The following is a 20,587-nucleotide window of genomic DNA, read 5'->3' on the forward strand; positions in this document are numbered from 1 at the left end:
TGAAACGTGACCCACAGCAGGCTTACAGGCATCCCAACCAGTCGGTATGGTACGCGGCCCGAAGGCTTCCTCCCCCCGTTCACCTCCACGGATTCGAGCCGTGATGGAAGGCCAGGCCATGACATACGCCGACGAGAACCAGCACCCGCCATCAGGGCCGGCCGGATCGCCCTGGTCCCGCCCCGAGCCCCAGTGGTACGGATACGACGCCCCCGGACACGACTGGTACGGACAAGCCACGTGGGACGAGCCTGCGCCGCAGGCTCGTCCCCACCAGGACGACCTGACCGCCCTGCGCTCGGCGTACCGGCTGCTCCGCCGGATCTCCACGCTGACCGCGCTCGGCTCCTTCGTGGTGTACGTCGTACTGTCCTGCTCCGCGCCGGGCCTGATGGGGGCCAAGATCGCCGGGGAGCTGAGCCTGGGAATGGCCCTGGGAGTCCTCCAGCTCGTGGTCACCTTCGCGGCGGTCCACTGGTACGGACGCAGCGCACGACGCTCGGTGGATCCGCTGGCCCGTGTCATCAGGGAACGGACGGCCCCCGCCGGCGGCAACGCGGGAGCGGTGAGATGAACGACTTCAGTTCCGGGACGCAGGCCAGCGTCCTCATGCTGTTCACCGCCCTGGTCACCCTCACGCTGCTGATGTGCGTGATGGCCGGCCCGGACCGCGACGATCTGACGAACTTCTACACCGGCTACCGCTCGCTCACCCCGCTCAAGAACGGCCTCGCCATCGCGGGTGACTACATCTCCGCGGCCACGGTGCTGAGCACCACCGGCATCGTCGCGCTCGCCGGGTACGACGGCTACGTCCTCGCGGTCAGCACGGCCCTGTCTCTCGTCCTGCTGATGTTCCTGCTGGCCGAACCCCTGCGCAACGCCGGCAGGTTCACCATGGGCGACGTCCTGGCACGCACCATGCCGGGGCGGGCGGTGCGTGTCGCCGCCTGTGTGGTGACGCTCGCGGCCACCCTGCCGTTCCTCGTCGTCCAGCTCTCCGGGGCCGGGTCGCTGCTCACCTTCATCCTGAACCTGCCGCACGTGGCCGGTGCCAGGACGGTGTGCATCGTCATCGTAGGCAGCCTGATGATCATTTACGCGGCGCTCGGCGGGATGCGGGGCACCGCGTTCATTCAGATGATCAAGATCGTGCTCCTGCTCGGCACCAGCGCCGTCGTCGCCGTCCTGGTCCTGAACCGCTTCGACTGGAGCCCGGGCGAACTGCTCAGGGCCGCCCAGCACGGCAGCGGCGCGGGCCCCGCCTTCCTCCAGCAGGGCCTTCAGCTGGGCACCTCGGCCGCCGAGCGGCTGGACTTCATCGGTCTCCAGATCACCGTGGTCCTCGGTGTCGCCTGCCTGCCCCACATCACGATGCGCCTGTACTCCGCCCAGGACGTGCCGGCGGTGCGCCGTTCCATGTCGTGGGCGGTGGGCACGGTCACCACGTTCTGCCTGCTCGTGATCATCCTGGGAACGGGCGCGGCGGCGCTGGTGGGATCGCGGTACATCACCGCGGCCGACCCACAGGGCAGGACATCGGTCCTCATGCTGTCCCAGGTGCTCGGCGGGGCACCCGGCTCCGCGGGCACGACGATCCTCTACTCGGCCGTGGCGGGCGTCGTCTTCATCACCTTGCTGTCGTCGGTCGCGGGGATGACCCTGGCCGCGGCCTCCTCGCTCGCCCACGACCTGTTCGCCCATGCGGTGCGGCGGGGTCTCTCGAAGCCGCGTACGGAGATGACGGTGGCGGTGTGGACGAGCGTGGGCGTGGGAATTGTCGCCATCGGGCTCTCCGTCCTGGTCCAGAACTGGAACGTCGGGGTGCTGACCACGCTGGCCATCTGCATAGGCGCCTCGGCGGTGGCGCCCGCGCTCACCTACTCCCTGTTCTGGCGCGGATTCACCCGCACCGGCCTGCTCGCCACCCTCTACGGCGGAGCGGCCTGCGCGATGCTGCTGATGGTCTTCTCCAGGGCCGTTTCGGGCACGCCGACCGCCGTCTTCCCGAACGCCGACTTCGACCTGTACCCCCTGCAGTCCGCCGGACTCGTGTCCGTCCCGTTCGGCTATCTGGCGGGCTGGCTGGGCAGCCGCCTCGATCACCGGCGCCGCGCCGCCGTCAGCCGGGAGAACCGGCGGCTCTACGAGGAGAGCGAGGCGCGGCTGCTCGCCGCGGCCGAGTGACACGGCGGCGGGAACCCCGCGAGGGCCGGAGACGGTCAGGCGAACGTACCGGTCAGGGATTGTTCGGTCCACACGGTCTTGCCCTCGCGGGTGTACCGGGTGCCCCAGCGCTCGGTCATCTGGGCCACCAGGAACAGGCCTCTCCCGCCCTCGTCGGTGGTACGGGCGTGGCGCAGGTGGGGTGAGGTGTGGCTGGAGTCGCTGACCTCGCACACCAGACACCGTTCACGGATCAGGCGCAGGGTCGCAGGACCGCCTGCATAGCGGTAGACGTTGGTGACCAGCTCACTGGCGATCAGCTCGGTCGTGAACGCCAGGTGTTCCAGGCCCCATTCGCTCAGCTTGGCCGAGGTCAGTGCCCGGGCCCGGGCGGCGCTGGCGGGCTCCGAGGGAAGACTCCAGGAGGCGACGTCGTCCGGTGACAGCATCCGGGTGCGGGCGATCAGCAACGCGACGTCGTCGGCGGGGCGCGCGGGCACGAGTGCGTCGACCACCGCCTGGCACGTCCGTTCCAGCGCGTTCGCGGGGCGGGCGAGTGCCGCACACAGCTTGGCCAGACCCAGGTCGGTGTCGATCTGCCGTTCGCCGATGAGTCCGTTGGTGTACAGGCACAGCAGGCTGCCCTCGGCCAGTTCGACGTCCCGGGCCTCGAAGGGCAGGCCGCCCACGCCGAGTGGTGGGCCGGCGGGCAGGTCGAGCACGGCCGCCTGTCCGTCCGGAGCGGTCACCACCGGCGGCGGGTGGCCGGCCCGGGCCCCGGTGCATCGCCCGGAGACCGGGTCGTACACGGCGTACAGGCAGGTGGCACCGACGACCTGCTCGCCCACGGGCCGTTCGCCGACCGCTTCCTGTTCGGCCGCCAGGAGGTCGACCAGGTCGTCGAGACGGGACAGCACTTCGTCCGGTTCCAGGTCGAGGCTGGCCAGCGTGTGTACGGCGGTGCGCAGCCGGCCCATCGTGGCGGCAGCGTGGATGCCGCGTCCCACCACGTCGCCGACGACGAGGGCGACCCGTGTCCCGGACAGCGGAATCACGTCGAACCAGTCGCCGCCCAGGCCCGGGGCCGCGCTGGCCGGCAGGTACCGCAGGGCCACCTCGACGGCCGACTGGTCCGGAACCGCCCGGGGCAGAAGGCTGCTCTGCAAGGTGAACGCGGTCTGTTGCTGCTGGGTGAAGCGCCTGGCGTTGTCGATGGAGACGGCGGCGCGCGAGGCGAGTTCCAGGGCGAGAGTGAGGTCGTCCGCTTCGAACGGATCCGGGCGACGCGAACGCCACAAGGTCATCACGCCCAGCACGAGGCCACGCGCGGCGACCGGTACCACGATCAGCGAGTGGGCGCTCAGGTCCGGAGCGTGAGCCCCCTGCCGGCCTTCCGTCGAGAACCAGTCCGCCGAGAGAACCGGTTCCAGGACGGGCCGCCCTTCGGCCAGGCATCTGGCCTGCGGTGTGCCCGGCGCGAACTGGACCGGCTCGCCCTGGGGGTGGGGCGGACCGGCTTGCTGGGCACCGACGCCGCAGGCTCCCACCCGCACCACGGGCCCTGCCAGGGCCTGCGCCGGTTCCTCCCCGCGGGTCACCGGCTGCAGCAGGTCCACCGACGCATGGTCGGCGAGGTGAGGCACCATCACCTCGGCGAGTTCCCGGGCGGTCTCCGCCACGTCGAGGGTCGTTCCGATACGGCTGCCCGCCTGGTCGAGGAGCGCGAGCCGACGCTGGGCCTGATGGCGTTCGGTGATGTCCTCGATCATCTCGGCCACCCCCAGGACGCGGCCGGAGGGATCCTCCATCGGGAAGGACGAGACCATCGCGACGCGCTCGCGTGCCGGATCCCACTCCAGGCGGACGAACTGCTCGGAGTAGACCATCGGCCTTCCGGTCTCCATCACCTGACGCACCCGGTCCACGGCCCTGCGGGCGTCGTCCGGGAGGAGGTAACAGCCGGTGGACAGCCCCCGGAACTCCGCTGCCGGGACACCGGTGAAGCGTTCGATGGCCCGGTTGACCCTGAGCAGCCTCAGGTCGGGGCCGTGGACGACCAGGCCGATGGGGCACCGGCGGTACAACCCGTCGAGCACCGCGCGGTCCCTTTGCCACTCCAGGACGTCGGCCGTGGACGCCCCGGCGAGGAGCCACTCACGGATCCCGTCGCCGCGTGAGAGCGGCTGGGCCCTGAGCCCCATCTCCACGATCTGCCCATCGCGGTGCCGCAGGTTCAGGACCCCGTGCCAGCCGCCGGCTCTCCTGCAGCGCACCGCGGCCTCCCCCACGGCCGGCAGGTCGCCGGGGTCGGCAAGCACCTCGGATGCCGGACGACCGATCACGGCTGCCACCGGATGGCCGAGCAGTTCCTCGGCCCGCCGGTTCCATCCGACCACGACTCCCCGGTCGTCGAGCACCGCCAGGGCGGCGAGGTGCGGGGCGAACGGATCGTCGTGGCTCTCGCCGGACTCCTTCATGCGCTTCTCCACCGCTGGACTCCACCTTGCACTCGGTCGTTCCGCACTTCTCCCGCGCACGCCGGCCTGCCAATGTCATGCAAGCAGCTCACGGAGGTGTCCCCAGCTCACGTGCCGCCAGGGCCCAGCTGAGCTCCACCGCGGTGTCCGGAGCGTCCAGGCTGGTGCCGGTCAGCTCCTCGAACCGACGCAGCCGGTAGCGGACGGTGTTGACATGGACGTGTGCGCTGCGGGCGACGTCGCGGATGTGCCGTCCCTTCTCCAGGTATCCCCGCACCGACTCCTCGATGAGGGCACCGAACTCCCCCTCCGCCTCCAGTGGGCGCAGATAGCGGTCGAGCAGCAACTCGGCGAGTTCCGGCTCGGCGACGACGGCCACCCGCCAGGACAGGTCGGCGAGGTCGTACACGCCGCGCCGTCCGTACGCACGGGCGGCTTCCAGCAGCCTGCCGGCGGCGCGGAAGGAGTGGTGCACCGCGGCCAGGTCCGTCGCCGGGCCGAGCCCCGCCGTCACCTCCAGGTCACCGGTGCGCGGCTTCTGCTCGACGACTCCGACGACAGCCTCGTCCAGCACGGTGAGCAGCGCCACCCGGCCGTTCCTGCGGCCGTGGGAGTCCAGGGAGCGTTCCAGCGCGTCCGGGCCGGAGGTACCGTGAGGGACGGCCCTGATCGCCCGGTACGGCCGCGCCAGGTCCAGTCCGTAGATCGCCGCACCGCTGTGGATCTCCGCCGCGCTCAGCGTCCCGTAGAGCAGTCCGCGCAGGAAGTCGGCGCGGCGGCGGGCGTCGAGCAGGGCGGAGGCGACCTCCGCCTGCCGGTGGACGGCGGCGATCTGCAGGCTCCCGGCGTCCGCCAGCTCCCACAGGCGCTTGGTGCGGTCGACGACGAGGCCGGGATCCAGGCCGCGTCCGGTGGCCTCGGCGAGGAACAGATCCCGTATCGCGCTCAGCGCCTGGCGGAAGGCGGGCAGCCCGTCGCCGAGCGGCACGCCCCGGTCGACCCGGTCCCGGGCCACGTCGGCTTCGTCGAAGTCCTCCGGCGCGGGCACCGTCCCGTCTCGCACCACGGTGAGGGCCCGCTGGAAGTGCCGATGCCAGATCTGGTCCAGGAGGTCCCGTGGGACCGCGCGGTAGGACGGGATGTGGTCCGTCAGATCCGCGTGCAGGCGCCCGCCCATGTGCCCCTGCTGCGCGGCCATCGCGGCGATGACCCGTTCGAGGGACACCGCCGCGCCCGGCTGTCCGGGCATGGTCCTCACCTCCGCCCGGCCGGTACCGGCCGTTGTGTGACTGAACAATATGCCGCCCTCCGGCCTTGGCCGGGGAGCCGTCGACAGCCGGCCGTCCCCCGAAGCACAGTGGCACGGCGGCCAGAGCGGCGGATCGGCGGGCGTGCAGCGCGGCGCCGACCGGCGTGCCGGCAGCCGCCGCCGTGGTACGGACCCACCCAGACGAACAGTGCGGAGACCACCATGACCCACGAGCACCATCAGCGACCCCACCCCGCCACCGACGCCGGTCCGCGCCTCTCGCCGCTCGCCGAGGACGGCTGGGACCCTGCCACCCGGGAGCTGCTCGCCCCTGTTCCCCGGGACGCCGACGGCCGCCCCGCCAACGTCTTCACCACTCTGGTGCGGCACCCCGGCCTGTTCCGGCACTTCCTGCCGTTCGGCAGCCATCTGCTGCGCGACGGCCGTCTCGCGGACCGGACCCGGGAACTGCTCATTCTGCGCACCGCCTACAACACCCGGGCGCCCTACGAATGGGGACGGCACGTGCCGCTGGCCAGGGCCGCCGGGGTCACCGACGAGGAGATCCGGCGGGTCGGCGCGGGCCCGGACGCCCAGGGGTGGCCGCCTGGCGACGTCCACCTGCTGCGTGCCGCCGACGAACTGCACCGGGACGCACGTCTGTCCGCGGCCACCTGGTCCGCGCTCGCCGCCGACCACGACGAGGCGCAGCTGATCGAAATCACCATGCTCGTCGGTCAGTACCACATGGTCGCGTTCTTTCTGAACTCCGCCGGTACGGAGCTCGAACCCGACTACGAGGGTGAAACCCTGCCGGCACCCGCCGGGGCCGGCGCGGACGCGACGGAAAGGGCGCACGGCGATGTCTGAGACCCGGCGAGGCGTGACCCGCCCGGTCGGCCTCCTGACCGGCCGGAAGGTACTGGTCGTCGGTGCGGGCACCCGGTCCAGCGACGATCCTGAGGCCCCGGTGGGCAACGGTCGGGCGGTGGCGGTGCTCGCCGCCCGCGAGGGAGCGGCCGTGGCCTGCGCCGACGTCTCCCCCTCCGCCGCGGCGGCCACCGCCGCCCTGGTCGGCGAGGAGGGCGCCCGAGGCCTCGCTGTCGTCGGTGACGCCACCGATCCCGGCCGGTCCTCGGCGATGGTCGCCGAGGCCCGCCGTGGGCTCGGCGCCCTCGACGCGATCGTGGTCAACGTCGGGATCGGCCTCGGCGCGGGCCTGGCGGACACCTCGCCGGAGCAGTGGGAGCGCGTGCTCTCGGTCAACCTGGGCGCCCCCTTCCTCGCCGCCAAGTACGGACTGCCCGCGCTCGACGACGGAGGATCGGTCGTCTTCGTCGGTTCCGTGGCCGGGCTGCGCGCGGCCACCGACTCGCCCGCCTACGACAGCTCCAAGGCGGGCCTGTTCGGACTCACCCGTCATGTGGCCAAGGAGGGTGGGCCACGCCGGATCCGCGCCAACCTGGTCGTCCCGGGCCTGATCGACACCCCGATGGGCCGTGAGGCCTCCGCCCGGCGGGCGTCGCGTTCCGGCTCGTTCAGCCGCACACACCTCGGGCGTCAGGGCACGGCCTGGGAGGTGGCCGAAGCCGTCATCTTCCTGCTCTCCCAGCGCGCCTCCTACATCACCGGGCAGAGCCTGGTGGTGGACGGAGGGTTGAACGCCGTCTGAGTGCTCCGGTCCGTGATGACTGAGCGGGGGCGGTCCCCCGGTGCCAGGGCACCGTCCGGGACCGCCCCCGCCGTCTCACTCAGCCGGCGGACCGAACTCCTTACGGGTGTCCACCGGCTTGCCGAACAGCTGCCACCGCTGCCCCTTGAACCGCATCAGCTGCATCGTCTCCAGCGGGAAGGCATCCCCCGGGCCTGTGGACATGGTGACTCCGGGCAGCAGGAGCCCCACCTTCACGTCCTTCAGGTGGCGCACCGCGTCCCGCAGCCCCTCCCTGGTCGGGCACTTCATGGTGTCCAGGGCCTGGTGCAGGCTGGAGGCGACGGCCCAGCCGTAGGCGTTGAACTGGTTGGCCGGGTCGGCGTCGGGGGCGTACTTGTGCAGGGCGCTCGTGTAGGTCTTCATCTCGGGGTCGTTCGCCCACCGCGGGTCCGCGGGGTCCTTGAAGTAGGTGGCCGAGACCACGCCCTGGACGTTCTTGAACCCGACGGGCTGGAGCACGGCGGTGGACGAGGCCACGTTGTTCACGATGTGCAGCGGGTTCCACCTGGTGTTCCTGGCGTCGGCCGCGAGGGCCTGGCTGCCGAACTTGGGGGTGGTGACGTCCAGCAGCACGTCCGCCCTGGAACGGGCGAGGCTCGCCATCTGCGCCGACACGGAAGGGTCGGTGACCTCGTAGCTCTCCTTGGCGACGACCTTGATGCCGCTGCCGGCGACGGCCTTCTCGAACCCGCCGAGCAGGTCCTTGCCGAAGTCGTCGTTCTGGTAGAGGACCGCGACCCTGGCCTTGGGCCTGGCCTCCTTGAGGTACTTGGCGTACACCCGTGCCTCGGCCACGTAGCTGGGCTGCCACCCGATGGTCCAGGGGTGCTTGGCGTCCGTGCCCCAGGCGGAGGCACCCGTGGCGACGAAGGGCTGTGGCACCTTCTGCTGGTTGAGGTAGTCCCACACCGCTGCGGTGGACGGGGTGCCCAGGGTCTGGAACACGGCGAAGACCTTCTCCTGCTCGACGAGTCTGCGGGCCTCCTCCACCGCCTTGGGCGGCTGGTAGCCGTCGTCGCGGACGATGAACCGGACCTTGCGGCCGTCTATGCCGCCCTTGTCGTCGACGTACCTGAAATAGGCGGCCACCCCCTTGCTGATCGTGCCGTACGCGGAGGCCGGTCCCGACAGCGGGTAGATCCCGCCCAGCGTGATGGTCTTGTCGGTGATGCCCGTGGTCTGCTGGCCCTTGCAGGCACCGCCGGCGGCGGTGTCCTGGTCGTCGTGTCCTCGCTGGGTTCCGCAGGCGGTCGCGGTGAGCAGGGCGGCGGCGGCGACCGCGGCCGCCCGCCAAGCGGTGGTCTTGCGCATGTGACTCATTCCTTTTCCGTGCGGGGCGGTGCGCCCACGGGTTCGGCGTCGACGACCGCGGGGTCCGCGGGGCCGGGGGTCGCGAAGGGCCCGTCTCCGGCCTGGGGTTCCGGCCGCGCGTCGGGCGGGGACCCGGTCTCGGGTGTCCGGTCGGGTGCGGCGGCCGGGCGGGGCAGGCGGCGGGCGACAAGGCCCCGGACTCGGCCCGGCAGACCGGCCAGTCCCGTCGGCGCCACGTACATCACCGCGATGATCAACAGGCCGAACACCACACCCGGGGCGGCCTCGTCGAGGTCCTGGGACACGCTCGGCACGTACATCACGAACGCCGCCCCCAGCAACGGTCCGTACAGCGAGGCGAGCCCACCGACCACCAGGCCCGCCAGCAGGGTGACGGACAGCACGAAGCTGAAGGAGTCGGGCGAGACGAAGCCGATCACCCAGGTGTACAGGCACCCGGCCACACCCGCGAACATCGCGCTCCACGCGAAGGCGAGGGTCTTGTGCAGCGACAGCCGTACGCCCATGACCTCCGCGGCGCTCTCGTTGTCCCGCAGGGCCAGCAGTGCCCGGCCGACCCGGGACCGCAGCAGGTTGCGGGCGAGCAGCAGGGCCACCGTGGTGACGACGAGGACGACGAAGTACGTCCACTGGTCCTCGGCCAGCCCGCTCCACGCGGGAGGCTGCAGCTTCTCCACGGTCAGGCCCATGGAACCGCCGGTCAGCGGTTCGAGGCGCTTGAGCAAGGGTGGCAGGAACACCGCGAACGAGAGGGTGACCAAGGCGAGGTACAGGCCGCGCAGCCGCAGCGCGGGCACTCCGAAGCCCAGACCCAGCAGGAAGCATCCCGCGGCCGCCACCGGCAGCGTGGCCAGGTGGCCGGTGTCGTGACGGTCGAGCATGACCGCCGCCGTGTACGCCCCGGCCGCGAAGAACGCGCCGTGCCCGAGCGAGATCTGCCCGCCGAAGCCGACCAGCAGGTTCAGGCCGGAAAGCGCCACGGCGTACAGGAGCACCATGGTCAGCTGGAAGACCTGGAAGGGGGCGAAGTAGAACGGTACGTAGCCGGCGGCGGCCGCCGCGAGCAGCACCGTGAGTGTGGCCCGCAGGCGCCGGACGCGGTCCGTGCCGAGGGTGGTGACGATCGTTCTCACGCGCGCTCCACCGCCGCCCGTCCGAAGAGGCCCTGGGGCCGTACCAGAAGCACCGCCAGGATGATCACCAGGGGGACGCCCACCTTCAGATCGGCGCCGATGACGTCGACGTACGCCCCGGTCAGCGTCTCGGCGACGCCCACGAACAGGCCGCCGACGACCGCGCCCACCGGGCTGTCGAAGCCCCCGAGGGTCGCCGCGGCGAAGGCGTAGACCAGCACTCCGCCCATCATGTTGGGCTCCAGGAACAGCACCGGGGCGACGAGCACGCCCGACACCGCGCCGACCGTGGCGGCCAGCCCCCAGCCGAGCATCAGCACCCGGCCCACCCGGATGCCCGACAGCCGGGCGGAGGCCGGATTGCCGGCGACCGCCCGCATGACCAGGCCGATGGAGGTGTGCTGGAACAGCAGGTACAAAAGCCCCATCACGACGGCCACCACAGCGATCATCCCGAGCGTCGACCAGTCCAGGCGCACCCCTGCCAGGTACAGCCCGCCGTCGGGGAACGGCTGCGGGAAGTCCTTCACCGTGAAGGACCAGACCAGGCCGGCCAGCGCGTTGACGAAGATGAACAGGCCGACCGTGACGATGACCACCGTCAGCTCGGGCGCGCCCTGCACGGGCCGGATGACGAGCCGCTCGACCAGCATGCCCCCGGCGAAGGACACCGCGAGGGTGACCGGCAGCGCCAGCCAGAACGGCATCCCGGACGCCACCAGCTGCCAGGCGACGTACGTCGAGAGCATGGCCAGCTCGCCCTGCGCGAAGTTCACGATGCCGGTGAACCGGTGGATCAGCACCAGGGCCAGCGCCAGGCTCGCGTACACCGCGCCGGAGCCCAGACCCTCCACCACTTGCTGGAGAAGATCGGTCACGACGCTCACCCGGCCTTCCGGGCGAGGGCGGAGACACCGAGGTACACCTCGGCGACCTGCCCGTCCTCGCGGATCTGCCGTGCCGGTCCGGACAGCACCAGGCGGCCGGCCTCCAGTACGTGCGCCCGGTGCGCGATGTCCAGCGCGAGCTGGGCGTTCTGCTCGACGACGACCACGGTGGTGCGTTCCTCCTCGTTGACGGTCCGGACGATCTCGAACAGCTCGCGGGTGACGAGCGGGGCGAGCCCCAGGGACGGCTCGTCCAGGAGGAGCAGCGTGGGCCGCAGCATCAGCGCTCTGCCGATGGCGAGCATCTGCTGCTCCCCGCCGCTGAGGCTGCCCGCGGCCTGACCCGACCGCCGGCGCAGCCTGGGGAAGTGGCCGTAGACCCGTTCCAGGTCGGCCGCCACGGCCGCTCGCTCGACGCGGCTCCGCCGCCACAGACCGCCGCGCAGGTGGGCGCCGATGCGCAGGTTCTCCTCCACGGTCAGGTCGTTGAAGGTGCCCCGGCCCTCGGGGACGTGCGCGACGCCGAGGCGGGCGGCGTGCTCGGGCGAGCGGCCCAGCAGTTGCGTGCCGTTCAGGGTGACGGAGCCACGGCCGCGGACCATGCCGCACAGCGCCCGCAGGGTCGTGGTCTTGCCCGCGCCGTTGGGTCCGAGGACCGCGCAGACCTCGCCGCGGGCGACGGAGAAGTCCAGGCCCTGGAGCACGTGGGCCTGGCCGTATCCGGCGTGCAGGCCGGAGACCGTCAGGAAGTCCGCCTCCGCCGTCGCCTCGGTCCCGGTGGGCTCGCTCATACGGCCACCCCCAGGTACGCCTCGACGACCGCGGGGTCGCGCTGGATCTCCTCCGGCGCGCCCTCGGCGATCTTGCGGCCGAAGTCGAGGCAGACCACCTTGTCGCACAGGCCCATCACGAACCCCATGTGGTGTTCGACCACCACGAGGGTGAGGTCGAAGTCCTGGCGCACCGAGCGGACCAGATCCGCGAATTGGCCCACCTCGCCGTGGCTGAGCCCGTTGACGGGCTCGTCGAGCAACAGGAGTCGGGGCCGTACCGCGAGCGCCCGGGCGAGTTCGACGCGTTTGAGCGTGCCGAACGGCAGCCCGGAGGCGGGCTGGTCGGCGACGTCCGCGAGGCCGAGCCGCCGTAGCAAGTCGTCCGCCTGGTCACGCAGTTCCCTCTCCTCCCGCCGGACGCGGGGCAGCCGGAGCGCCGCGGCGAGGTGTCCGGTACGCCCCCGGCTGTGGGCCCCGACCATGACGTTCTCCCGGACCGTGAGCCGCGGGAACAGGCCCAGGTTCTGGAAGGTGCGGGCGATGCCGCGCTCGGCCACGGCGTGCGGCGGCAGGGCCAGCAGGTCCTCGCCCTCGAACCGCACGGTTCCCCCGTCGGGGGCGCAGCGCCTGGTGAGGCAGTTGAACAAGGTGGTCTTGCCGGCTCCGTTCGGCCCGATGAGCCCCACGGCGGTGCCCGGCTCGACGGTGAACGCGACACCGTCCAAGGCCGTGATCCCGCCGAAGCGCACGGTGATACCGTCAACCGCGAGCATGAGTGACGCCCCTTCCGACGTGCTGGGGGGTGGGCGAGCGTCACAGTAGGTGGGGGTCTTCCGCGCGCACATCGGGTGTGAGCACCCAACTTCCCGGTCCCCGCACTGTGCGCCGCGCACAGGTACCGGGAGATGTCTCACGCCGAGCCTGTTGACGGAGCACGAGGTGGACGGCGACGATCGGCGCCATGCCTCGCGGTCCCGCTCTGGGCACTCCCCGACTCTCCGAACCGCTCCGCCGGGAGCGGTGGCGGATCCTGCGCGCCGTCCACGACCGGGTGGAGGAGGTGGCGGAGACGGCCGTCGAGGTGATGCGCGCGGAGATCCCGTCGTACGCGCTGCAGGACGAGCGGTTCTTCGACGAGGTACGGGGGCAGGTGCTGGAGCATTACCGGATGCAGTTGGCGGCGCTCGCCGGTGACCGCGACATCTCTCCCGAAGACCTCGTCTTCAGCCGCGCGGCGGCCATGCGCCGGGCACGCGCGGGTTTCGCGCTGGAGGACTGGATCAGTGCCTTCCGGGTCGGCCGGCAGGTGATGTGGGACGCGCTGCTGGACTGCGCGGGCACGTCCGCCGAGGCCCAGCAGGCCGCGCTGTCCCTCGTCACCCCGCTGATGCGGTACGTCGACTACGCCAGTACCCATGCCGCGCAGGCCTACGTCGAGTACCAGCAGCACGTGGTGGCGGACGCGGACCGGGAGCGACGGGATCTCCTGGACCAGCTCCTGGCCGGCCTGGCTCCGACGCGCGGTCCGCTGGCCGCGGCGGCGCAGGCATACGGCATCGGACCGCACTCGCCGATGATGGCGGTCGTGGCGGTGTGCGTGGGCGACACACGCACCGGGGACCTCATGTCGGCCGAGCACGGATATGCGACCAGCGCGTCGATCAGCGTGGCCGGGCCCTGGGCCGGCAGAACCCTGGTCGTGGTGCGCCATGCCGAGGTGGTGGCCGTGCCCGTGGTCCGGGCAGGCATGGACGCCGAGGACATATGCGCCCACTTCGAGGCCGTGCAGCAGCGGCTCGCACGGAAGGGCACCATGCTCTCCATGGGCATCAGTACGGTCGCACAGGGCGCGTGCGAACTACCGCGCGCCTACGAGGAAGCGCTGGCCGCCCTCGACCTCGTGCCGAGCGGGGGCGGGGTGGCGGCGCTGCCGCGGCTGTCCCCCTTCGACTACCTGGCGCTGCGCGCCGACGACCTCGCCCGCCAGCTGATCGATCCCCGGGTGCGTGCGCTGCTGGAGGAGGACCGCAGACGCGGCGACACACTGGCCGCCACCGTACGGGCCTTCGCGGAGGCGGACCTCAATCTGCGACTGGCCGCGGACCGGCTGCGGGTGCATCACAACACGGCGCACTACCGGTTGCGCCGGATCGAGGAACGCACCGGCCGCAATCCGCGCCGGATCGCCGACCTCCTGGAACTACTGGTCGCCCTCGCCATCCGCGACGGGGCCGGGGAAGGTGCAGATTGCCAGTGAGCGGCATCGTGGAGTCCGCCGGGACCGAGGCGGCACGCCGGCTTCCGGACGGACAGGGGCGCGCGGGACTGCCCGAGGGGCAGGCGGAGCAGGAGCGAACGGTCCGGCACACGCTGATGGACGTCGCACTGGAGGTCTTCACCGAGCGCGGTTACACGGACGCCGGCCTCACCGAGATCGCGGCGCGCTCCGGCATCCCGGCAGGCACCCTCTTCCAGCACTACGGCGGAAAGCGCGGTCTCTACCTCGCGCTGTGGGAGGAGTTCCGGGAGGAGCAGGAGCACCGGACCGCGGCCACGCTGACCGCCGAGCGCAGCCGTGGCGTCAACGACCCCGTCGCCCTCTTCGTGGCCGGAGCCAGGGCGTACCTGGAGGGTGCCTGGGACAACCGGCGGCTCGCCAGGCTCCTCGCCGAGGACGACGGCCCGGCGGGCTTCGACGCGCTGCGCCGCCAGTGGGACCGCGCATGGGTGCGGCGCAACGCCCGGCTCCTGGAGGTGGACGAGCGTCGACGCGCCGGCCGGGTCCGGGTGAGCGTACTGACCACCGTGATCGGCGGGGCGGCGCGCGAACTGGGCGACTGCGGCGACGGGACGGAGGCGCGGGAGATCGTGGACGAGGTGTGCGGCATCCTGGTCCATCTGACGACACCGCCCGGCTGAGCCGCCGGATCAGCGGTGGCCGGGGAACCGCAGGGCGTTCGCCCACAGCCGGGTGACCGTGGAGACGAGTTCCTCGAAGTCCACCAAAGGACCCTGCTCCTGGCGTTCGCCGAGCACGAAGGCGTGGTAGGCCATGACGCTGACCATGCCGGACAGCGCACGGGAGGCCAGCATCGGATCGACCTCGCGGTCGGCGACACCCCGCGCCTGCAGGTCCGCGATGCCGCGGGCGTTGCGGAGGATGAAGGCGTCGGCGCGCCGGCTCCGGAATGCGCGGAACTCCGGCTCCACCTGAGCGACCTGCTCAAGCAGTGCCATCAGTTGGGCATTCCGCTTGTACGCCTCAAGATACGCGCGGTTGCTCGCCTCGAGAACCGCGTAGGGATCGTCGGCGTCCTGCACCCGGCCCATGCCGGGGTGCATCATGTCCTCCTGCGCCTCCAGCAGGACGGCGGCGAGGACCTCTTCCTTGTTGGCGAAGTAGGTGTAGAAGGAACCGGCCGCGCACTGGGCCTCTTTGGTGATGTCGGTCAGGCGGGTGTCGAGGTAGCCGTCCCGTTCGAACACCTTGCGCGCGGCCTTCACCAGAGCGGCCCGTGTCCGCGCTCCCCGCTTCGTCGTGGGCGGCTCGCGAAGGTGCGAGAGGGGCGCCATGGGCGGTGCCTCCTCGCCGTGGATCTCCTGGGGCGACGTGCTGTCCATCCCGGAAACTGTACTCGCATCCGACGCCCTGCCCGGAAGCCCGAAATGCGAGGTCAGGGGGTGATCCCGAAGCGCTCGGCAAGCTGGTGGCGGGTGTCGGCGGCACTGGTGTGCAAGACGCCCCCGATGCCGATCCTGGCCGCTCCGTCGAGGTTCTGCTGCAGATCGTCGATCATGACCGCCTCCTCGGGGCGGATCCCGAGGCGTTCACAGGCAAGCGCGTACATGCGCCGGGAGGGTTTGCGGATCCCGACCTCGGCGGAGATGACGACCACGTCGGCGACGGCCGCGAGGTCGACGCCGTCGTAGGTTCCGGTACCGAACGAGTTGGACACCAGCGCGACCGGACGGCCGGCGGCCCGGAGACCACCGAGCAGCGCGAGCATGTCCTCGTCGATCGACAGTCCCGCCTGCATCCGGGCCGTGAGTCCCTCGGCGGGTACATCGGCGCCGTGGACGCGGAGACGTTCGGCGAATCCTCGCTCGAAGGCCTCCGTGTCGATACGGCCGCACTCGTGGTCGGCCAGGAGCGTGCGGGAGGCCTGGTCCCTGCCGAGAAGGTCCAGCGGCAGACGCGGATCACCGCCCAGCGACGCGCCGAAGTCCGTGAAAGCCCGCAGCACGGAGGAGGTGATGACGCCGCCGAAGTCCACCAGGACCGCGGTTCGGGTCTTCTCCACCACGTTCGACACGGTGTTCAGGCCTCTCTCGTAGGTGGTGTGCACGGGCCGCGATGCCGCGTTCAGGCGATCTCGAACAGGCCGGCCGCGCCCATCCCGCCGCCGACGCACATCGAGATCACCACGTACCGGACCCCGCGGCGCCTGCCCTCGATGAGGGCATGTCCCACCAGGCGCGCTCCGGTCATTCCGTACGGATGACCGACCGAGATCGCGCCGCCGTCGACGTTGAACCGATCCGGGTCGATGTGCAGTTCGTCGCGGCAGTACACCGCCTGGGAAGCGAACGCCTCGTTGAGTTCCCACAGGCCGATGTCGTCGACGGTGAGGCCGTGCTGCTTCAGCAGTCTCGGGATGGCGAACACCGGACCGATGCCCATCTCGTCCGGCCCGCAACCGGCGACCGCCATGCCCCGGTAGACACCCAGCGGTTCCAGCCCGCGGCGCTCGGCCTCGCTCGACTCCATCAGCACCGACGCCGAAGCCCCGTCCGACAACTGCGAGGAGTTTCCCGCCGTCACGCTGGAGCGCGCGCTCACCTGCCCGTCGGGCAGCACCGGCGCCAACCCGGCCAGGCCCTCCAGTGTCGTCGACGCGCGGTTGCCCTCGTCCCGGGTCAGGGTGACCTCCTCGTCCCGCACCTCCCCGGACTGCTTGTCGAGGACCTTCCTGACGCTGCTGAGCGCGACGATCTCCCGGTCGAACCGGCCGGCCTCCTGCGCCGCCGCGGTGCGCTGCTGCGACACCAGCGCGAACTCGTCCTGGCGTTCCCGGCTGACGCCGTAGCGTTCGGCGACGATCTCCGCCGTCTGCAGCATGGGCAGGTAGATGGCCGGCTTGTGCTCGACCAGCCAGGGATCTGTCATGCGGTGGGTGTTCATGTGGTCGTTCTGCACCAGGGAGATCGACTCGACGCCGCCGCCGACCGCGATCTGCATCCCGTCCGAGACGATCTGCTTGGCGGCCGTCGCGATGGCCATCAGGCCCGACGAGCACTGCCGGTCGATCGTCATTCCCGAGACGGTGTCCGGGAGTCCGGCGCGGAGGGCGGCCTGACGCGCGACATTGAAGCCGGAAGACCCCTGCTGCACGGCACAGCCGAAGACCACGTCCTCGACCTCGCCGCCTTCGAGCCCGGCGCGCCGTACGGCGTGCGAAAGGGCGTGGGCGGCGAGTTCCTGTGCCTGGGTGTCGTTGAACGCGCCGCGGTAGGCCTTTCCGATCGGCGTCCGTGCCGTCGAAACGATGACTGCTTCCCTCATGTCGCCTCACTGCTTCCTGTCGATCTGGGCCGCCCGGGAGCGCGGGAGGCGACAGGAGCCGCCCTCCGGACTGGTTTATAGTTGAATCCGGCGTCAGATTCAACTGAGGGGCTCATGCGCTCCTTGTCACATGGGGCCGGGGAAAGACAGGGGCCGAATGTCCGCCTCCTCCCGTCCGGGAATAGCCGCGGCCCCGCCCCTGGTTGCCGCGCACATGACGACACATACGCCGCGGCCCGAGGTGCTGCGATACACCGCCTTCTCCAGCACCCCCGAGGGCGGAAACCCCGCCGGCGTCGTGCTGGATGCCACCGCCCTGGACGACAGCGACATGCTGGCGATCGCCGCCGACCTCGGATACTCCGAATCCGCGTTCCTGACCGCGCCGCCGGAGGGCCTTGAGGGACAGGAGGGACGGGCGTACAGCATCCGCTACTTCAGCCCCAAGGCCGAGGTGCCGTTCTGCGGGCACGCCACCATCGCGACCGCCGTCGCACTCGCCGAGCGCATCGGCCCCGGGAGGCTGGTGTTCGCGACACGCGCCGGCGCCGTGCCGGTCGAAGTGGCCGAGGAGGGCGGAACGGTCAAGGCCACACTCACCAGTGTCGAGCCGCGCATCGAGGAGATCGCCGGCGTCGACGTCACGGAGGCGCTCACCGCGCTCGGCTGGCCGGCCGCCGATCTCGACCCGGCCTTTCCGCCCCGTATCGCGTTCGCCGGTGCCCGCCATCTCGTCCTCGGGGCGGCGACACGCGCGCGCCTCGCAGATCTCGCGTACGACTTCGCGCGCCTTGAAGCCCTGATGCACCGCCTGGACCTGACCACGGTCCAGTTGGTGTGGCGAGAGTCGGCCACCGTCTTCCATGTCCGTGACCCGTTCCCCGTCGGCGGCGTCGTCGAGGACCCGGCAACGGGTGCCGCGGCCGCCGCGTTCGGGGCCTACGCCCGTGAGCTCGGTCTGGTGCCCGAGGACGCCGTCCTCACCCTGCATCAGGGCGAGGACCTGGGCCGCCCCGGCGAGCTCACGGTGACCCTGCGCGCGGGTGAGCCACGAGTCCGGGTCAGCGGCACGGGAGCACGCATCAGCTGACGCGCCGGCTTCTCCTGACACCTCTTCTACGCGGGGTCACGTGGCCGTTCGTGGAGGACGAGTCTCCCACCTCCGCCTTGTACCCGATCCGGTCGGTCAAAGCCGTCGCGTCGGGAAGCGGCCCGGGCGCATTCCCTGAACGGCGACGGCTGAGCGACCGCCCTCTACGGCGCCCCCATTCGGACAGGCCGCCCGCGAGAAGGTGCGTTCCTCGGCCACGGCGACGAAGTGGCCGGAACACCGGACGCCGGTCAGGGATTCGTCCAGGCCTCGGGGTCCTCCGTGAGGCTCAGGACATCGTCGGGCAACTTGGCCGCGGCCACGTGGGCCAGGGTGACCGCGCCGAGGATCTTGCGGACGTTGGCGCGTACGGCGATCCACAGCGGCAGCAGCGACTCCGCGGGACCGCAGTACGAGAGCTCGGGTGGGCGCACTCCCCGCACCGAGACCAGGGGGCCGTCCGCCACGCGGATCACGTCCGCGATGGCAATGGAGTCCGCCGGCCGGGCGAGCCGGTAGCCGCCCCTGCCGCCCCGCTGGCTGACCACGAGACCGCCCCGGCGCAGGTCGCCGAGGATGCCTTCCAGGAACTTGTGCGGGATGCCCTGCGCCGAGGCGATCGCCTCCGCCTTGAGCGAGGTGTCGTCCCCTGCGGCGGCGAGCTCCAGCGCCGCCCGCACCGCGTAGTCCGCCCGCGCCGAGATCCGCATGCCCCGATTATCCATCACTGCCGTGTCCGCCCGTCACCTGTCGCGCCGTCAGGCGGGAAGGGTGAACGGCGGGTGCGCACCGTTCAGGAAGTAGTCCCCGACCTCGCGCAGCCGGTGGGCGACCGGCTCGCGCAGGGTGTGCGTCCGGGCGTTGCGCCAGAAGCGGTCGAAGCCGTGCCGCGCCGAGGCGGCGTCGGCGCCGACGACGTCCAGGGCACGGGTGGTGATCTCCTGTACGGCCCGGGAAGCGGCGGTCTCGGCCACGCTCGCGACGACGGTGATCTCCGCGCACTCCTCGTCGTCGAGATCCCTGCCCTGTACGAGGCCGTGCAACAGGGCGTCCACCGCCTGGTCGGCGAGGGCGGACGCGGCACGTGCGACGACGGCGAGCTCGCCGTACACGGTGAGGGCGTACGGATCTTGCGGCGGGCTGCCTGGCCAGGGCTGGGGCGAGAAGGGCTGCCAGGGGGACCTGATGACCCTCGCGTACTCGCGAACCTCGGCCAGCAGGCCCTCGGCCACGCCGAGACAGAACTGGACGGAGACCAGACGCGCGGTCGGTGCGGCCAGCGAGGCGAAGGGTGACAGGACGCCCTCGTCCGGCGAGAGGGAGCTGAGGACATCGTCGGTCCCGACCGACACGGAGTCGAACTCCACGCCGCCGCCAGCCGCCAGCCGTTGGCCGAAGGTGTCCCTGCCGCTGCCGCTCACGACGCCCGAGCGGGCGGGGTCGACCAGGAGGGCCAACGGCTCACCGGTGCCGTACTCGGCGGCTCGGACCACCAGCCGGTCGGCGATCCCGGCCCCGGTGGCGTACCTCTGGTAGCCGTTCAGCAGATAGCCGCCCGACGTGGGGGTCAGGATGAGCGGTGGTTCATGTGAGCCGATTCCACCTCCCCAGCACCACCGCCCCGCCGCCGAATCCCGCTCGACGTCGACGGCACGGGCGGGATCGGCGAAGAACCGGGGGCTGAAAGAGAGGAAGTAGTGGTTGCCCAGCAGCTGGCCGACGGCGCCGTCGGCCGCGGCGACGGTCCGGACGACCGCGCAGGCCGTGCGCCAGTCGGCGCCCCCTCCCCCGTGTTCGGCCGGCACCAGCAGCGTCAACAGCCCCGACTCGCGCAGCTGTGCGACCTCGTCGAGCGGTGCCTTACCGGCCTGTTCACGCTCGACCGCGTCCGTGGCCAGGTCGTCCGCCACCTCACGGGCGATGTGCAGCCAGTCGACCTGCCCGGCCCCCGCATCGGTCACCTCGTCCGCCGTCACCGTCATGTCCGCACCCGCTTCATGCGACTGCGGCTGTCGCTGCAGCTCAGTGCTGTGGTCATCGCGTCTTCCTTCAGGGGACCGAGGACGACGCGGCGCCCGGCGAGGCGCCGTGGGAGTGCGGCGGTGCGCGGTGACGCGTCGGCTTCGTCATCCTCACTCCCCGCTTCCACCTCCGTCAACGTTTCCCTAGTAATCCGATAGGAAAACTAGGAATACTGACGGAC

19 protein-coding genes are annotated in these 20,587 nt (G+C 71.4%); 7 read left to right on the top strand and 12 right to left on the bottom strand.

The genetic code is table 11. From position 1 onward, the window contains the following. Positions 1–118: 118 nt before the first annotated feature. Positions 119–574, top strand: a complete 456-nt coding sequence (locus tag IE244_RS19065) for a DUF485 domain-containing protein (protein WP_191874750.1) — start codon at positions 119–121, stop codon at positions 572–574. Further along, on the top strand, positions 571–2,187 hold the full coding sequence (locus IE244_RS19070; RefSeq protein ID WP_191874751.1) for a sodium/solute symporter: 1,617 nt from the start codon (positions 571–573) through the stop codon (positions 2,185–2,187). Before IE244_RS19065 ends, IE244_RS19070 begins: the two co-directional genes overlap by 4 nt. Positions 2,188–2,222: 35 nt before the next feature. Here the strand turns inward: IE244_RS19070 and IE244_RS19075 are convergent, their stop codons facing one another. Together IE244_RS19075 and IE244_RS19080 are read right to left on the bottom strand one after the other, a co-directional pair. Beyond that, complete coding sequence (locus tag IE244_RS19075; protein WP_191874998.1) at positions 2,223–4,643, bottom strand: SpoIIE family protein phosphatase; 2,421 nt, start codon at positions 4,641–4,643, stop codon at positions 2,223–2,225. Positions 4,644–4,731: 88 nt separating this feature from the next. Continuing rightward, entirely contained in the window at positions 4,732–5,892 is a 1,161-nt protein-coding gene (locus IE244_RS19080) for a PucR family transcriptional regulator (RefSeq protein ID WP_191874752.1), read from the bottom strand. A 222-nt stretch (positions 5,893–6,114) separates the two neighbouring features. Between IE244_RS19080 and IE244_RS19085 the strand changes: the two genes are divergently transcribed. Beyond that, positions 6,115–6,762: a carboxymuconolactone decarboxylase family protein gene (locus IE244_RS19085; protein WP_191874753.1), complete on the top strand. Its 648-nt coding sequence runs from the start codon at positions 6,115–6,117 to the stop codon at positions 6,760–6,762. Next, positions 6,755–7,564, top strand: coding sequence for an SDR family NAD(P)-dependent oxidoreductase (locus tag IE244_RS19090; RefSeq protein WP_191874754.1), 810 nt, complete (start codon positions 6,755–6,757; stop codon positions 7,562–7,564). The genes IE244_RS19085 and IE244_RS19090 overlap by 8 nt, the downstream gene beginning before the upstream one ends. A gap of 75 nt (positions 7,565–7,639) precedes the next feature. On the opposite strand, the gene IE244_RS19095 is transcribed toward IE244_RS19090, so the two are convergent. The 5 genes from IE244_RS19095 to IE244_RS19115 are packed head-to-tail and all read right to left on the bottom strand — an operon-like array spanning position 7,640 to position 12,504. After that, positions 7,640–8,917 carry an ABC transporter substrate-binding protein gene (locus tag IE244_RS19095; protein WP_191874755.1) on the bottom strand — a complete coding sequence of 426 codons (1,278 nt, stop codon included), beginning with the start codon at positions 8,915–8,917 and terminating at the stop codon, positions 7,640–7,642. Positions 8,918–8,922: 5 nt separating this feature from the next. Continuing rightward, on the bottom strand, positions 8,923–10,071 hold the full coding sequence (locus IE244_RS19100) for a branched-chain amino acid ABC transporter permease (RefSeq protein ID WP_191874756.1): 1,149 nt from the start codon (positions 10,069–10,071) through the stop codon (positions 8,923–8,925). Next, positions 10,068–10,949 carry a branched-chain amino acid ABC transporter permease gene (locus tag IE244_RS19105; protein ID WP_191874757.1) on the bottom strand — a complete coding sequence of 294 codons (882 nt, stop codon included), beginning with the start codon at positions 10,947–10,949 and terminating at the stop codon, positions 10,068–10,070. Before IE244_RS19105 ends, IE244_RS19100 begins: the two co-directional genes overlap by 4 nt. 5 nt (positions 10,950–10,954) lie before the next feature. After that, positions 10,955–11,749: an ABC transporter ATP-binding protein gene (locus tag IE244_RS19110; RefSeq protein WP_191874758.1), complete on the bottom strand. Its 795-nt coding sequence runs from the start codon at positions 11,747–11,749 to the stop codon at positions 10,955–10,957. Further along, positions 11,746–12,504, bottom strand: a complete 759-nt coding sequence (locus IE244_RS19115) for an ABC transporter ATP-binding protein (RefSeq protein WP_191874759.1) — start codon at positions 12,502–12,504, stop codon at positions 11,746–11,748. The genes IE244_RS19110 and IE244_RS19115 overlap by 4 nt, the downstream gene beginning before the upstream one ends. A 188-nt stretch (positions 12,505–12,692) precedes the next feature. On the opposite strand from IE244_RS19115, the gene IE244_RS19120 reads away from it, so the two are divergent. Both IE244_RS19120 and IE244_RS19125 read left to right on the top strand, forming a co-directional pair. Continuing rightward, positions 12,693–13,988: a PucR family transcriptional regulator gene (locus IE244_RS19120; RefSeq protein ID WP_191874760.1), complete on the top strand. Its 1,296-nt coding sequence runs from the start codon at positions 12,693–12,695 to the stop codon at positions 13,986–13,988. Next, on the top strand, positions 13,985–14,650 hold the full coding sequence (locus tag IE244_RS19125; protein ID WP_191874761.1) for a TetR/AcrR family transcriptional regulator: 666 nt from the start codon (positions 13,985–13,987) through the stop codon (positions 14,648–14,650). Before IE244_RS19120 ends, IE244_RS19125 begins: the two co-directional genes overlap by 4 nt. A gap of 9 nt (positions 14,651–14,659) precedes the next feature. Here the strand turns inward: IE244_RS19125 and IE244_RS19130 are convergent, their stop codons facing one another. Genes IE244_RS19130 through IE244_RS19140 form a run of 3 tightly spaced genes read right to left on the bottom strand, consistent with a single transcriptional unit; the run spans position 14,660 to position 17,294 of the window. Beyond that, positions 14,660–15,352: a TetR/AcrR family transcriptional regulator gene (locus IE244_RS19130; RefSeq protein ID WP_191874762.1), complete on the bottom strand. Its 693-nt coding sequence runs from the start codon at positions 15,350–15,352 to the stop codon at positions 14,660–14,662. A 53-nt stretch (positions 15,353–15,405) separates the two neighbouring features. Further along, positions 15,406–16,077, bottom strand: coding sequence for an HAD family hydrolase (locus tag IE244_RS19135; RefSeq protein ID WP_229854213.1), 672 nt, complete (start codon positions 16,075–16,077; stop codon positions 15,406–15,408). A gap of 17 nt (positions 16,078–16,094) precedes the next feature. Then, the gene (locus tag IE244_RS19140) at positions 16,095–17,294 is read right to left on the bottom strand and encodes an acetyl-CoA C-acyltransferase (protein ID WP_191874763.1); all 1,200 of its coding nucleotides are present in this window, start codon (positions 17,292–17,294) and stop codon (positions 16,095–16,097) included. 214 nt (positions 17,295–17,508) lie between these two features. On the opposite strand from IE244_RS19140, the gene IE244_RS19145 reads away from it, so the two are divergent. Next, positions 17,509–18,384, top strand: a complete 876-nt coding sequence (locus IE244_RS19145; RefSeq protein ID WP_191874764.1) for a PhzF family phenazine biosynthesis protein — start codon at positions 17,509–17,511, stop codon at positions 18,382–18,384. Between the two features lie 251 nt (positions 18,385–18,635). Here the strand turns inward: IE244_RS19145 and IE244_RS19150 are convergent, their stop codons facing one another. Both IE244_RS19150 and IE244_RS19155 read right to left on the bottom strand, forming a co-directional pair. Continuing rightward, positions 18,636–19,094: an RrF2 family transcriptional regulator gene (locus tag IE244_RS19150; protein ID WP_191874765.1), complete on the bottom strand. Its 459-nt coding sequence runs from the start codon at positions 19,092–19,094 to the stop codon at positions 18,636–18,638. A 48-nt stretch (positions 19,095–19,142) separates the two neighbouring features. Further along, positions 19,143–20,366, bottom strand: coding sequence for an acyl-CoA dehydrogenase family protein (locus IE244_RS19155; RefSeq protein WP_191874766.1), 1,224 nt, complete (start codon positions 20,364–20,366; stop codon positions 19,143–19,145). Positions 20,367–20,587: the final 221 nt, after the last annotated feature.

The organism is Streptomyces filipinensis (genome assembly GCF_014649495.1).
Lineage (GTDB): Bacteria > Actinomycetota > Actinomycetes > Streptomycetales > Streptomycetaceae > Streptomyces > Streptomyces filipinensis.